This window comes from Pseudoalteromonas sp. SG43-1 (genome assembly GCF_014164415.1).
Taxonomy (GTDB): domain Bacteria; phylum Pseudomonadota; class Gammaproteobacteria; order Enterobacterales; family Alteromonadaceae; genus Pseudoalteromonas; species Pseudoalteromonas distincta.
In genome coordinates, this window is the sequence record NZ_JACJFD010000003.1 from 109695 (window position 1) to 124368 (window position 14674).

A 14674-nucleotide genomic window follows, 5' to 3' on the forward strand; every position below is an offset into this window, starting at 1 on the left:
AAGCTCATGTAATTTGAGTATTTAAACACTTTCACCTAGATGAACTATATAACCAGAATCAATTACTTGCTTATAATTAATGCTAGTATCTAAATCTGAATTAATCCGGCTCAACAACTCTCTTCCCGCAACATTACCTATCTGATAACGCGGGGTGATCACACTTGCTAATTGAGGAACCATTGCTTGGCCAATATCATGGCCATGAAAACCCACAACCCCCATTTGGCTAGGCACTAAAATGTTGTTTCGCTGGCATTCAAAAATAGCCCCAATTGCTAAATCATCATTAGTACAAAACAAACAGTCAGTATTTGGGTAGTCAGTACGCGCTTTTTGTAAAAGTTCAGCACCTAAACTATAAGATGAAGCTTGATCAGTCATCACACTTTTAGGCGTAAAACCTTTAGCTAACATAGCATCTGAATAACCTTGAAATTTTAGGCGTGTTCGTACATCGAGCCTTGCACCTATATAAACAATATTGCGATAGCCTTTATTTAAAAGTGCCGTCGTCATATCAAAAGCGGCTTTAACGTTATCAAAACCAATCGCTTGCTGCATAGGAGAGTGATGAGTATCCATTATTTCAATCACAGGTACGCCTGACGTTTCAATCATTTTTAGCGTTCTGTCTGTGTGTGTGGTTTCTGATAAAATTAAACCATCAACGTGATACGACAATAGATACTCAACCCGTTTTTCTTCAATTTCAGGGTTGTAACCATAATGGGCTAACATTGTTTGGTATCCTGCAGGCCCTGTTACATCTTCAATACCTTTTATAACTTGAGCAAATACGTGGTTCGTTAACGATGGGACTAGTACACCAATAGAGTAGCTTTTAGCATTAGAGAGTAAATCAGGGGCTTTATTTGCAATGTAACCTAGCGTATCAATAGCTGCACTAATTTTAGTGCGAGTAGACTCTGATACTTTTTCGGGATTACGTAAATAACGACTCACCGTCATTTTGGTTACACCAACCGCATCGGCAATATCTTGAAGAGAAGAACGTTTGTTTTTTTTCATCACACACAATTAAATAAAATGTTACTTGTAACATACCAACTATTGTGAAAAATCACTACTTTTAGCCATTTTTATTTAAGTTATCACTAAGCGATTACCCAAGAGATTTAAATAATCTAGACCTATTTTACTGTATTTGTACCAATAACATAAACAGAGGCTCAGATACTCCGAGCCTCATCGTAATTGAAAACTTATAGCAATCTCAACAATTGCGAACCAGGTAGGCCGCTTTGTGGTAATAACGCGGGGGTAACTGCAAATGCTTCTGGGATTTTACTTTTGATTTCATCCATCTTTTTACGGTTATTTTGTTTATCATAAACATAATATTTAAGGATATTTCCGTATACATCGTCTTTTGCATCAACCTTCTCTAGGGTTTTTAACGCTTTATCGTAATCATCAAGGTAAATGTATGCCAGTGCTAAGTTATCAGCAGAGCCAACATGTAGTTTCCCTTCAAGCTGTTTTGATAAATCTTCAAGCTCTGCAACAGCAAGCTCATAACGCCCTAGTTGTATATACGCGGTTGCTAGTGAATTGTTTAAAAAGTAAGGCGGGTTACTACCAGGCTCATACCATTTTTCGTAAGCACTCAGTATATCTTCATATTGCTCAAGTTTAGAGTAAACGTGATCTAGCAGCCTAAAGCTTTGTAGTTTAATTTCAGCTTCTTCAAAACCAGCAAGTTTATCTCTATTTAAGTGCCATTGTTGTATGCCTTGCGCAGCTTGGTTTAACAGTTCAGGGGTATCACTTTTTGCCCCAGCAGCACTTTTTAGAAGCTGTGCTAGTTGTTGTTTATATTCTTCACTTTTAACAGGAGCCTGAGACGTATTATTACTTGGCTGCTTGTTATCTGAACTACCATCTACAATTTGCGCTGCAGCTAAAGCACTAAAAGACATTGCCGCCGCAACCATAACCAAATATTTACTTTTCATTGTTTTTTCCTTGTTTAACATTTTGATCCTCTGAATATTAAAACTCTTAGAATGAGCAATATTCAAAAGTGGGGGGGTAAAAAAGTTAGGCGAGCTTTTAGCACTTTGCTCTTGTAGCAATAAACTGGCTAAATCCAATTGGTATTTACCTTTTAGCTTTTGCATACACAACTCATCACAGCTAAGTTCGAGTTGCTCTTTTGCTAAACCAGTTAACTTTAAGCAAATAGGATTCCACCAAAAAACGCTTTCTATAAAACAAATAAGCCACGTCCAATAAATATCACCTTGTTGTAAATGAGTTACCTCGTGTTGAATGACTGAATCTAATTCTTCACGATTTACCATCGTCGACTCTAGCCAAATAACAGGCTTTATTAACCCGGTAGCAAAAGCAGGCTCTGTATGGGTTGTTAGTCTAATTGGATACTGATTGTTAATGTGTTTAAGTTCAGGACTTGGCTTTGAGTTAATGTATAAGTTTTTTATAAGCTTTACATAAAGGCTCATGCGTAATGAAAACAACCCAAAACCAGCTAAAACTAAAACCATAAAAACATTACTAAGTGATGGCAATAAGTCCCATATACTCATATCGCTTTGTAATTCGTCCTTAGTTGCTACTTGTTCAGCATTTGGTATTAATGCTTTAACATTGGGAATCAATTGCGCCACGTTGAATGTGTAACGATTTGCCCCTTCAAATAAGGATAACTGGGAAAAATATTGCCAAGGGACAAACCAACATGCCAAGGCAGTCATTAAAATGTAAAAGTTTAATCGTGCTGGGGCATTTTTTAGCCCTTTTACTGTAAGCAAAATACATAAGCTAATAAGTGTGCAAGTTAGTAAATAATCCGTCATTACCCTCTCCTTTAATCTAACTTCTTATTTTTTAAAAGCGTTTGTAAATATTCTATATCTTCATCATTTAGCTTTTCTTCTTTGATAAAGTGGGCAATTAAACTACGAGAATTACCTTTAAAAAATCGTTGCATAAAACTAGGCATGGCTTGCCCCGATAATGTGTCTTGAGTCACGATTGTTCTAAAAACAATAGCTCGACCTTCATGTCCACAGCGCTCAATCGCCCCTTTGTGTTCTAACCTATCTACAATAGTTTTAACTGTTGTATAGGCTACTTTTTTATCTTTTTGCTTATCCGCTAAAAGCACTTTATGTAGTTGACTCGCGGTACAGGGTTCTTCCTGCCAGAGCAGCTGCATAATATCCATTTCAAAATCACTAAGTTTCATTGTCGCTCCTATTACTACACTTGTAGTGGTACTGTTACAAATGTAGTAGTAAGTAATCTTAGTGTCAACACAAAATTGACATTTGAATGAAAAACAAATGATAGAAATAAAAAAGTCTTAGGGAGGTTTTATAAAAAATGTATATAAAATAAGGGTGTATACTTGTTAATTGGTTTTAGAAAAACATAAAAAACGATAGCTTATTTTCAACTAACGCTTTTTATGCTTTAAAGTTTTTATGAAAGGTAGTGAGGTAACTATGCTTTATCGAGCGCTTGGCTTACATCGGCAATTATGTCAGCAATGTTTTCAATACCAACCGATAAACGGATTAAATCGCGACTTACACCCGCATTAGCAAGCTCTTCATCATTTAATTGGCGGTGTGTAGTTGACGCAGGATGACACGCAAGCGACTTGGCATCGCCAATATTAACTAAGCGTAAAATCATTTTTAGCGCATCAATAAAACGAGTACCCGCTTCTAGGCCACCAGCAATACCAAAGCTTAAAATACCCGATGCTTTACCACTAGTAATTTTTTGGCTCATTTCGTTATACGGGCTTGATTTAAGCCCTGCGTAATTAACCCAAAGCACTTTTGGATGATTTTCTAAATACTCAGCCAAGTGCTGTGCATTTTTGCAGTGGCGATCCATTCTTAAACCTAAGGTTTCAAGGCCGATTAAAATGTCAGATGCGTTTTTAGGCGCAAGCGCTGCGCCAGTATTTCTAAGTGGCACTACTCTGCAGCGACCGATAAATGCAGCTTCAGCAAAAGCTTCGGTATAAACCACATTGTGGTACGACGGATCGGGCTCGTTCATCATTGCAAAACGTGTAGCATTTGCTTTCCAATCAAATTTTCCTGAGTCGACAATCATGCCGCCAATAGCAGTACCGTGCCCGTTTATATACTTTGTCAGTGAGTGAACCACTATATCGGCGCCCAGCTCAAATGGACGGCATAAATACGGCGTAGCCACGGTATTATCAACTATAAGCGGCACACCTTTGCTGTGTGCAATACGTGCTAAACGCTCAATATCAACAATATTACCTGCCGGGTTACCAATAGATTCACAAAAAACAGCACGGGTGCTGTCGTCAATGGCATCCTCGAATGCGCTAAAGTCATCAGCTTTAATCATACGTGCTTCAATACCTTGGCGTGGTAATGTATGGGCAAATAAATTATACGTGCCGCCATATACTTGGCTGGTGCTTACAATATTAGTACCTACCTCGCACAAACATTGAATAGCATACGTAATAGCCGCCATCCCTGAGGCAACAGCCAGCGCACCAATTCCCCCTTCCATCGCGGCAATACGTTGTTCAAGTACGGCATTAGTTGGGTTCATTATGCGGGTGTAAATATTTCCAGGTACTTTTAAATCGAATAAATCAGCGCCATGCTGCGTATTATCAAATGTGTACGATGATGTATTGTAAATAGGCACGGCTGCCGATTTAGTCGTAGCCTCAGATTCGTAACCGTGGTGCAGTGCTAATGACTCTAATTTCATAATTATTTCCTTCAATTAATTTACCACTAACCTAGCACTTCTTGGTTATAAAATGCACATTAAATATATTAAAGGGTGTTGAGGTGGTTTGATTTAAGTTGAAGGCAGGTCAGAGCGAACAGCGGTCATTGGAAAAGTTAAATTTATTCTAGTGCTTTGAGTAGAAATCTAATTTTGTCCAATAACATTATTAAACGCCGTTTTGGTGTGTTATAAGCTGTTAGTAAGACACGAATATTTCGCATATGGAGTTGCCAATGAATAACGAAACAAATAACCCTCGCATTAAAGAAGATGTTGAGCCAAAAGACCTAATTAAAATGCAAACTGAAGTCGGTTTAATTGAATCAATGCTTCAGTCGAAGACGCTCACAGCTATAGTCATCATTGCAATTATTTTGTTGGGTGGCTTTTTCATGTTCTTGTCCAAGGTGACAGGTTAGCCGCAACAGAATGTATTGCTAACAAGCATCTAAATCCTACATTGCCGGCAGCCACACTTTTAGCAAGCAACGCAAAAAGCCCGCCAGTGCAAGGCGTATTAGGCGAGCGTTAACAATGTCCGCAATTGGCACTTTCCTGAAGCCTGCTGTGAGCGATAACCGGTCGTTCGGGTGAGTCGTCATTAACTTAGTAATAATAAATGGAAACTTTCCCTTTTTTACATATTTATATAAGCTACAGTAAGCATAATATTTATATCTGGCAATAACTTATAGTATTTGCTATTAATATAAGTTCACAAAATAAGGATGTCTTCGCGCTAAAATAGGGAGGTGTCCTCTGATAAAGTTGTTATACATTTAGAAGGAGGTGTAGTGATCCGTGCTCTTAAAATTTTAATTTTTGGACTATTTAGTGGACCAATTCTAGCCGAATTAATCGGTTTCATATCCCCTTTTGTCATGTTACGAAATGAAGAATTAGGTTATCAATTCCAAGATTCAACTTATTACATCGGAGCATTTTCAAGTGTATTTTTTTCAGTAGCATTGCTGTTCGCTGCTTTTAACACGTCAAAGATTTCCTATAAAATTGGGAGCTCTGTTATAGCTTTACTTTACATAATTTCCTCGTGTTATGTTTTTCTCGACAGTGAGAGCCGAATGGAAACGATAATCTATGGCTTAAATTATTTGTGCAGTGTGGCTAGTTTAACTTTAGGGGCCTTTATCGCCTTACACTGTTTTAAAAACACAACTCACTCTGTATATAAACATGCATAACAACTCAGTAAACTCGCTCACTACGTTCGCTGGGACGCATACACGCAGGGCGGCTTCGCTATTATGCTTATGTGCCTGCGCCCGTTATTGAAAAGTTATACGCTAGGAGTTTAAATGGAACTTAACCAGGTTACTTTACCAGTAAAAGATATGGATGTTGCTGTTAACTTTTATCTAAAACTCGGCTTCACTCAAATTGTCGATACGCCCCATTACACAAGGTTTTCTTGCCCAGATGGGAATTCTACTTTTTCCTTATCACTCGAATCCAGTGAATTTGAAAACAGTTCTGTGATTTACTTCGAGCATGAAAAACTTGATGAACTGTGTGCTGAGTTGACCAAAAAAGGTTTTCAGTTTGAACAACAGCCGACAGAGCAACGGTACTTGTGGAAAGAAGCAATACTTAAAGATCCGTCTGGTAATAAAATCAAACTTTACTGGGCAGGTGAAAAACGCTTAAATCCTCCTTGGAAAGTTGAGAAACGCGTATAAAAAGTGACTTAGGTTATGAGCATCCGCTCATGGCACTTAGCAGTCATAAATAAGCGAATCAAACATCAACAAAAAAGGCGCTTCCTTTACGGTAAGCGCCCTTCTGTTATCTCACTAATTACTTATTTTACGATTGTCATTTCGTCTAACAAGTTTTGTGCATTATCTACTTTATCCATTACCCACAGCATGTAGCGTGAATCAACGTGGATTGAGCGATTAAGCTCAGGGTTATAATCCCAGTCACCAATAATACTTTCGTAAACACCGTCAAACAGTAAACCAACAAGCTCTGCTTTACCGTTAAGTGTTGGCGAACCTGAGTTACCACCGGTAGTGTCTACATTTGATAAGAAGTTAACGGGTACTGTATTCATGCCACCCGTGTAATCACCATAAAGCTTGGCTTTAATTTGCTCTTGTAACTTTTTAGGTGCATTAAATGGGTCAACATCGGTATTTTTAGCGAGTAACCCTTCAAGCGAGGTAAAAGGTGTTGCTACCAAGCCATCTTGAGGTGAGTAGCCGCCTACAGTGCCATAGGTTACTCGTAGTGTGCTGTTGGCATCGGCGTATACAGGTTTGTTTTTAGCTTTGTTAAACGCAATTATTGCGCTCATTAACTCTGGGCGAGCTGCTTGTAATTTACCTGCAAGTGCTTTTGATTTATCTTCCTCAGCTTTCATTACTTTAAAGATTGCTTTAGCGTACTGAACAAATGGGTCTTGGCTTTGATTTAGCTGGCTAAACGATTGCTCAAATAATGAATTGCGAACAGTGGCATTATCGAGTCTTGACTGCTCATACATGCTATCAAGTAACGCGCTTTGAGTTGCTTTATCAAACCCATTTTGTACTTTAAATACGTTATCAACGTCGCTAAAACGCTCTTCTTTTGGAAGTGCTGCATACAGTTCTAAAAAGTGCAGTAAAATAGCTTTGTCTACTTTGCTATCATAACGGCGCGTCATGCGCTCAAGCCCTGCTTTAATGCGAGGTAAATCACGTTCTTGATAACCAGATTCACGTTCGCTATTTGGCTTTTGCTTTTCATAAGCTAAGCGGTATAAGCGTCGTGCTGTGCTGATCATTTGTGAGCGATGTACATAACCTAGCATGCGGTCGCGTTCACTGTGCTCTTGTGATTGCGCAATTAGCTCAGATAGCTCACCTAATACGCTTCCGTATTGTTCTTTACGCTCACCATCACTATTGATCCATTGTGTTAACTCTTGCTCAAACTGTTTTTTGCGCTCAAGCATAGTGCCCTTTTTGAAGCTTTCGATCATCGAACCATAGTTTTTAATATAGTTGTTATAACCTGCAATGGTGCTTTCGTAAGCAATACGCGCTTTACTGCCGTCTTCTGAGTTTTCTTCGATAAGCGACACGTATTTTGAGTTATGAACGCGTGCTTTAGGGTAGCTGTCGTTAAATACGTTATCTACCTCTGTTGCTATACGGTAGCGGTTAGTACGCCCTGGGTAGCCTGTAACCATTACAAAGTCGCCTTCTTGCACGCCTTTGGCACTTACTTTTAGGTAAGAGTCAGGTACGTAAGGTACGTTGTCTTCGCTGTACTCAGCTGGTTTTCCATCTTTGCCTACATAAGCGCGGTAAAAACCAAAGTCGCCGGTGTGGCGCGGCCACATCCAGTTATCTATATCGCCACCGTATTTACCTACGCCCATAGCTGGTGCGTAAGATAAACGTACGTCTTTAATTTCAAGTGACTTAATTAGGTAAAACTCTAAACCACCATGAAACGAATACACGTTACAACGATAGCTTTCGTCGGCTTCACACTGGGCTACTAGCGCTTTTTCGTTTTTTACTATTGCGTCGTAGCGTGCTTTACCGCTTAGTTCTTCAATACCTTTACTAACTTTGTCAGTCACATTAGTAACTGTTTCTGTGACGTATACGCGTGAACCCGGCGCTGCTGGTAAGTCCTCAGCAGGGCTTTTAGCTAAAAAGCCATTTTCTAATATGTTGTTTTCAGGTGTTGAATTGTATTGCACCGAGCCATAAACACAGTGATGGTTTGACACAACTAAACCCTTAGGCGATACAAACGATGCTGTACAGCCACCTAGGCTAATTACCGCATTCATTGGGAATTCGGTTAATTTAGAAATAGATTCAACATCAATTTCAAGCCCTTTGGCTTTTAAAATTGATTCTAACTCTGGAAGTTGGTGTGGTTGCCACATGCCTTCGTCGGCTATGGCACTACTTGAAAGTGATAAAGAAAATGTGGCTGCTAATGTAGCTACAAGAGGTTTTAAACGCATTATAGAATCCTTTTTATTTGTTTCTATAACAGGTTACTCGTCAGTAGCTAATGAGGTCAATAGCCGTGCAATGAATTGTTACAATCGAGTGTTTAATCTTACTTTTATCAAAATTCATCGAAAAATCAAGAAACTGTTTTGCTGGTATGGGTTTACTAAAGTAAAAACCTTGCATAAAATCACAGCCTAATTTGTTCAACAAAGTATGCTGCCCTTTTGTTTCTACGCCTTCGGCCACCACTGTCAGCCCTAAACTGTGCGACATGGCAATAATTGCCTTTACGAGATTACAATCTTCATTGTTTAGTACAATACCGTCAATAAAACTTCTATCTATTTTAAGTACATTAAACGGATACTCCATCAAATAACTTAATGATGAATAACCCGTACCAAAGTCATCCATTGATAAGTTAATGCCTAATGCCGTAATTTCAGTCAATATATCAACAACATTAGTGTGGCAACTCATCAGCACTCCCTCAGTTATTTCAAGCTCTAAATTTTCGGGATTTACGTTTGCTTCACTCAATGAGTTTTGAATAAAACTGAGCAGCCCTACGTCTCTAAATTGGCGAGGAGATAAGTTAACAGCCATTGTATATTTTTGTTGGCGTTTACAGGTACTTTGCCATGTGTTTAAAAAGTGTAATGCTTGGCTAATTACAAACTTGCCAATAGGTACAATTAATCCTGTATTTTCGGCAATAGGTATAAACTCATCGGGTGTTACATTACCTAGCACAGGGTTATGCCAGCGTAATAACGCTTCTGCACCAATGATGTGTTTATTTTTGGCGTCAAATTGGGGCTGGTAAAATAACTCGAATTCATTACGCTCAAGGGCGCCACGCATCTGCTCTTCTATTACTAGTCGGCGCTGAATAAGTATTACGACCATATGATTTTGCTTGATACATTGCAGTGTCAGCATTTCGTAATAAATCAGCAACAGTTGTACCATTTTCTGGGTATATGGCTACACCAATACTCGCTGTTAGTATGTGTTCTCGGCCTTCAATTTTAAAAGGGGCTCTAAAGTTATTGACCAATTTTTCAGTGATTTTTAGCGCTGCATGGTGATCAGTTATACCTCGTAGTAATACGATAAACTCATCTCCACCTAGGCGCCCTACCGTGTCGTCTTTTCGCAGTGCCTCTTGCAGCCTTTGCGCTGATTCAATTAAAAGTTTGTCTCCTGTTTCATGGCCTAAAGAGTCATTTATTTTTTTAAAATCATCTAAATCCAAAAACAGTACTGCCGCTTTCTCGTTATTTCTTTGTACTTCAATAAGCAATTGCGACAAACGATCAAGTGCTAAAAAACGATTAGGGAGTAAAGTTAGACTATCGTAATACGCTTGATGTCTAATTAGTTCATCTGATTTATGCTGTTCTGTAATATCTCGAATAATAACCATTAACTGGTTATGTTCTGTTATTTTATTTATTCTTGCTTCAAAAAAAACGAGCCCATGGGGTAAAGCTAGCTCATATTTAAAGCTCATCATCTGCTCTTTTTCTAATACGAGGCTGATATAGGTTTCAAATTTTTTGGCTACAGCGCGCGGGAGTACATCACCCATTTTTTTACCAATAAATTGCTTTGGCTTGGTGTAGAGATCGGTCTCATTACTGGCATGATACTCAATAATAGTTCCATCATTTTCCATCAAGAAAAATAAGTCAGGAATTGCCTCAAAAATAGTTTTTAGCATATCCTCATTAAATGATGCATCTGCTTGTGCCTTTTTAACCTCAGATAAGTCAATATCAATGCAATACATTTGTTTTGTATTATATTGATTTGTAAACATAACATGGCTAGAAAAAACAGATACACTTTCGCCATTTTTACCTTTTAGGGTAATTTCGGATGCTGGAATTTCTATGTCTTTTTCTACCCAATCACTGTGTGCGTCAATTACAAATTCACACATTGATTCTGGAATTATAAGGTCTTCTATTTTTTGCCCTATGGCCTCTTCTTTGGTGTATCCGTAAAGTCGCACACTGCCTTCATTCCAATAAATAACACGACGCTCATTGTCATAACCTTGAACAGAAATTACATTTACTGCATCAAATAACTGGTGCAAATAGTCGTTAATTACAAATTAGTTGGTTAAGTCTGAAGCAACGTCGTCTAATTTCATTTTGAGGCTATATCCATAAGTAATTTTATTTAGTAATAAAAAACACCAAATAATAATTAAATTTAATTTTAATATTAAATTTCCATGTACATTATATACGCCATTATACAAAACAAAAAAAGAGCCGAAGCTCTTTTTTAATAATTGTTAACTGTATTTAAACTCTATAAAAACTGAATTTATTTTTTTGTCACATCATTTGGATGTTCCACGCCAATCCATGCTTTGAATAGTGCTTTTTGCTGTGGCGTTGCCTCTTTATCAGCAACTACTTTTTTAGGCTTATCGAAATCTTCTGATAATACTAATGTTAAGCTTTCAAGTGCATCGCGACGAAGATAGTCAACGGTTACTTTGTCGCCTGCCTTAAACGTTTCTAGGCTAGTTTTTAAATCTTTACCTACGTGATGTTTGTTTATAGCGACAATTTTATCATCGGTAGTTAAACCCGCTTTCCACGCACTGCCACCACGGCGTACATAACTTAACGTCAGTAATTCACCTGTATTTTTGGCGGTAGCATCAACACTTGCAAGTGCTTTTGCTTTTTCAGGGCGCTCAAATTTCAAGCCTACTTTAGTAAGTAAGTCGTCAAAGTTAATACTTGCAGGCGACTCTACATTTTCTTGCCACCAGCTTGAATAATCACGTCCTGTTAAATCTTTTAAGATATTAAGTACATCTGTATCTGTAAATCCAGCGGGCATTTTATGATTGTTATAAAGTGCTTTGTGTACGTCTCGGTAGCTTATTTTACCTTGGCTTTTTTCAAGTAAGTCGATATCTAAAGCAAGTGAAAGTAACGAACCTTCTGAATAAATATTGGTGCTGTAGTTACGTGCGTGATCGCCACCTTGATTAATCCATTTATCAAAGCTTGTTTCGCTTGCGCTTTGCACTTCACGGCCCGGTGTTTGCAAATGACGGTTAATGGTTTTACTCATTACTTTAAAAAATTCATCTGTTGTTTGAATGCCTGAGCGCACTAATAAATGATCTTCAAAGTAACTTGTTGAACCTTCTGCAATCCACAGCAGTTTTGAATAGTTCATATTAGTGTAATCGTATGGCACTAAACCTTGAGGGCGATATGCTTTAACATTCCATGTATGAACAAACTCATGCGCAGCGGTGCTAATAAAACCTAAGTAATCTTCGCGGCTACCAAATCGGTCACGTGGTCGTTGAATAATTGTTGAGTTTAAATGCTCTGTTGCACCACCAGCTCCTGATGTTGCATGCACCATAAATACATAACGCTCATACGGATAGCCATCCCAAATTACATTACCCGTGGCAACTAATTTTTTAAGATCGGTAAGCATTAGCTCTACATCGTAGTTACCATCGCCCCATATAACTAAATCATATTCACGCCCTTCTACTTCAAATGTGTGTAGTTGGTTAATACCCGTTTCGATTGGTGAATCAACAAGTACATCGTAATCGGCTGCTTTAAATGAATTTTTGCCTTTTAAATTATTCATACCCGATACAGAACGCCACTTTTTAGGCACGTCTAAATTAACGGTTACAGGCTCTTGGCGAAATGATTCACTAAACATAAAAAAGCCTGACGCATCTATAAATGCATGGCTGTCGTCAATGTGGCGAGCACGTTTACCAAGCTCATTTGCATACACCTGGTAGTCAACATTTACTTCTGTAGGTTCATTAAGATGTACACGCCATGTACTGTGATCTATTTTTTCCCATTTTAGTTCTTTGCCATCTTCGTCTTTGGCTTTGAAGTAGCGAATGCCATTTGCAAGATTTAACATTTCGTAGCGACCCGTGCGCCACGCAGGAAGTTTTATATCAAGGTGTGCTTGCGCTGTTTTTGGAAACTCAACACTTACATCACCTAAATGATGCTGTGGTTGCGAGATTTCTAAAGAATAATTTACATCGGCAAATACAGGCGCTGAACATGCAGCTAAAATTGAAAGGGCTAATAACTTTTTCATAGAGACTCTTAGTAGAAACTTAATTGCTTACAAGACTAACAAGCCCCTATTTAAAAGTGAATTAAATACGATAAATGACCCTATATACGAGTTTATAAGTAGTAGCTTATTAAAATTTCTAAGTTTTTTACTAGATAACTACACATAATAAAAATTTGTTGTAAACTGAAGATAATGAAATTAATTTGATGGCGGTATGCTTAGGTGTCACAAAGATCTAACGCAACAGATAAAAAGCTAAAACAAGCAATTGATGCGCGTATGGCTGTTGAGAGCGCTCGTAAACATCAAGTAGATGTTCTATGTGACTTTACAGCTAAACTATCGTTGAGCTGTAAAGGACTAGATATCGAGTTAGATAATCGCCTCGCCAAATTTAGAAGTGCGCTTAATAAAGGCATGAGTTTTGAAAACCTTGCTCCCCTTATTAGTGAAACTTTAATCCTACTTAAAAACCAAGAATCGATTCAACAAGCTCAGCAACGTAATTTATACAACAGTGTGCAAAGTGCCGGTAAACAATTACAAAAAACCAAAGGTTTACCTGACGATACTCGTAGGACTCTAAGAAATTTACTCGATCACGAGATTAATAACGTTCATTCAACTCATGGTTACATTCCGCTACTTGATCAACTTATTAGCTTTTATCATGAAGCGTTGCTTACCAAGCAAAACCCTCAAGTTGATCAGCAGCGCCCAGTAAAACAGGCGCGTGCAAAAAAACTACTTGAGCTCGCAAATGAACTTATACTTGAAGAAGAAGCTACGCTACAAATTAATAATATAAAAAATAATATTACAGAAAGTGACTCAATCGATACATTACTTGATGTTGCAATTAGTATTATTGATGTAGTGGTAAAAAATATAAGTAAAGAGCGTAAATCCGCGCAAAGCTTTTTAGTTTCACTAAATCAAACCCTCGAAGATCTTCATAACTCTATCGTCTCAACTAGCAAGCACTCTGAGTCTATGGAGGTTGAGTTTGACTCACTTAATAAAAGCATTGAACTAAAAATAAAAAATCTTAATGAGCAAACGCAAAAAGCTACATCAATCTCATCTTTAAAAGAACTCGTAGATAACGAATTAAAATCAATAAGCGAAGATTTTATAGCAAAAGAAAAGTTAGAACGAAAAGACAGAGAAATGCTTAGCGCTAGCTTTAATGAAATAAATACTCGAATTGTTACTTTAGAAGATAAGTTAACAACGTATAAAAAACGCTTAAACGAACAGCGCTTTAAAAGCTTACTAGATGGGCTTACAAAACTGCCTAACCGGGCTGCATTTGACGAACGTTACAATCACGAAATGCATTTGTTTAATGTGCAGCCATCAGATGTTACGCTTGCAGTTATTGATGTTGACCACTTTAAATCTATCAATGATAGATTTGGCCACACCGCAGGTGATATTACCTTACAAGTTATATCAAAAGCGTTGCAAAAATCAGTAAGAAAGTCTGATTTTATAGCGCGTTATGGCGGTGAAGAATTTGTGCTATTAATGCCAGGTGTGTCGCTAGAAAACGCAACATTACCCCTGGATAAAGTAAGAAAGGTAATTAAAAATATACCTTTTAAATTTAGAGAAAAACAAATTGAGATCACTATTTCGGTAGGTGCAACTCAATTTAAAAAAGGCGATACCCTATTAAAGGCATTTGATAGAGCTGATGATGCACTTTACGAAGCCAAAAATTCAGGGCGAGATAGACTTTGTACCAGTAAATAATGTCATAGCTATTATAACTTTTATGACAAGTA

General features: G+C 37.8%; 9 protein-coding genes and 1 pseudogene. 3 read left to right on the plus strand and 7 right to left on the minus strand.

Annotated features, from left to right (window positions below; genetic code table 11):
* Positions 1 to 21 precede the first annotated feature (21 nt).
* The 4 genes from gntR to H5159_RS04440 all read right to left on the minus strand — a co-directional run bounded on the left by gntR (position 22) and on the right by H5159_RS04440 (position 4764).
* Positions 22 to 1032, minus strand: a complete 1011-nt coding sequence (gene gntR, locus H5159_RS04425) for a gluconate operon transcriptional repressor GntR (RefSeq protein ID WP_182768693.1) — start codon at positions 1030 to 1032, stop codon at positions 22 to 24.
* Between the two features lie 194 nt (positions 1033 to 1226).
* A complete protein-coding gene (locus tag H5159_RS04430) occupies positions 1227 to 2843 on the minus strand; it encodes a M56 family metallopeptidase (RefSeq protein ID WP_182779791.1) in 1617 nt (538 codons plus the stop codon).
* Positions 2844 to 2854: 11 nt separating this feature from the next.
* The gene (locus H5159_RS04435; protein ID WP_004586391.1) at positions 2855 to 3235 is read right to left on the minus strand and encodes a BlaI/MecI/CopY family transcriptional regulator; all 381 of its coding nucleotides are present in this window, start codon (positions 3233 to 3235) and stop codon (positions 2855 to 2857) included.
* Positions 3236 to 3492: 257 nt separating this feature from the next.
* Entirely contained in the window at positions 3493 to 4764 is a 1272-nt protein-coding gene (locus H5159_RS04440; protein WP_182779792.1) for an O-acetylhomoserine aminocarboxypropyltransferase/cysteine synthase family protein, read from the minus strand.
* Positions 4765 to 5021: 257 nt separating this feature from the next.
* Here H5159_RS04440 and H5159_RS04445 point away from each other — a divergent pair, with 257 nt between their 5' ends.
* Positions 5022 to 5207 (plus strand): hypothetical protein, encoded by a 186-nt coding sequence (locus H5159_RS04445; protein WP_024594843.1) that lies wholly within the window; start codon positions 5022 to 5024, stop codon positions 5205 to 5207.
* 897 nt (positions 5208 to 6104) lie between these two features.
* A complete protein-coding gene (locus H5159_RS04450; RefSeq protein WP_182779793.1) occupies positions 6105 to 6485 on the plus strand; it encodes a VOC family protein in 381 nt (126 codons plus the stop codon).
* Positions 6486 to 6607: 122 nt separating this feature from the next.
* Here the strand turns inward: H5159_RS04450 and H5159_RS04455 are convergent, their stop codons facing one another.
* The 3 genes and pseudogenes from H5159_RS04455 to H5159_RS04465 all read right to left on the minus strand — a co-directional run bounded on the left by H5159_RS04455 (position 6608) and on the right by H5159_RS04465 (position 12902).
* Positions 6608 to 8779, minus strand: coding sequence for a S46 family peptidase (locus H5159_RS04455; RefSeq protein ID WP_182779794.1), 2172 nt, complete (start codon positions 8777 to 8779; stop codon positions 6608 to 6610).
* 40 nt (positions 8780 to 8819) lie between these two features.
* Positions 8820 to 10890 (minus strand): annotated as a pseudogene (locus H5159_RS04460) (EAL domain-containing protein).
* Positions 10891 to 11114: 224 nt separating this feature from the next.
* Positions 11115 to 12902, minus strand: a complete 1788-nt coding sequence (locus H5159_RS04465; RefSeq protein ID WP_182779795.1) for a M61 family metallopeptidase — start codon at positions 12900 to 12902, stop codon at positions 11115 to 11117.
* A gap of 204 nt (positions 12903 to 13106) precedes the next feature.
* On the opposite strand from H5159_RS04465, the gene H5159_RS04470 reads away from it, so the two are divergent.
* A complete protein-coding gene (locus H5159_RS04470; protein ID WP_182712414.1) occupies positions 13107 to 14642 on the plus strand; it encodes a GGDEF domain-containing protein in 1536 nt (511 codons plus the stop codon).
* Positions 14643 to 14674: the final 32 nt, after the last annotated feature.

Coding starts and splice junctions, on each gene's coding strand:
- H5159_RS04465 (WP_182779795.1), bottom strand. CDS start 12,902: ATGAAAAAGTTATTAGCCCTTTCAATTTTAGCTGCATGTTCAGCGCCT.
- H5159_RS04430 (WP_182779791.1), bottom strand. CDS start 2,843: ATGACGGATTATTTACTAACTTGCACACTTATTAGCTTATGTATTTTG.
- H5159_RS04450 (WP_182779793.1), top strand. CDS start 6,105: ATGGAACTTAACCAGGTTACTTTACCAGTAAAAGATATGGATGTTGCT.
- H5159_RS04445 (WP_024594843.1), top strand. CDS start 5,022: ATGAATAACGAAACAAATAACCCTCGCATTAAAGAAGATGTTGAGCCA.
- H5159_RS04455 (WP_182779794.1), bottom strand. CDS start 8,779: ATGCGTTTAAAACCTCTTGTAGCTACATTAGCAGCCACATTTTCTTTA.
- H5159_RS04440 (WP_182779792.1), bottom strand. CDS start 4,764: ATGAAATTAGAGTCATTAGCACTGCACCACGGTTACGAATCTGAGGCT.
- H5159_RS04435 (WP_004586391.1), bottom strand. CDS start 3,235: ATGAAACTTAGTGATTTTGAAATGGATATTATGCAGCTGCTCTGGCAG.
- gntR (WP_182768693.1), bottom strand. CDS start 1,032: ATGAAAAAAAACAAACGTTCTTCTCTTCAAGATATTGCCGATGCGGTT.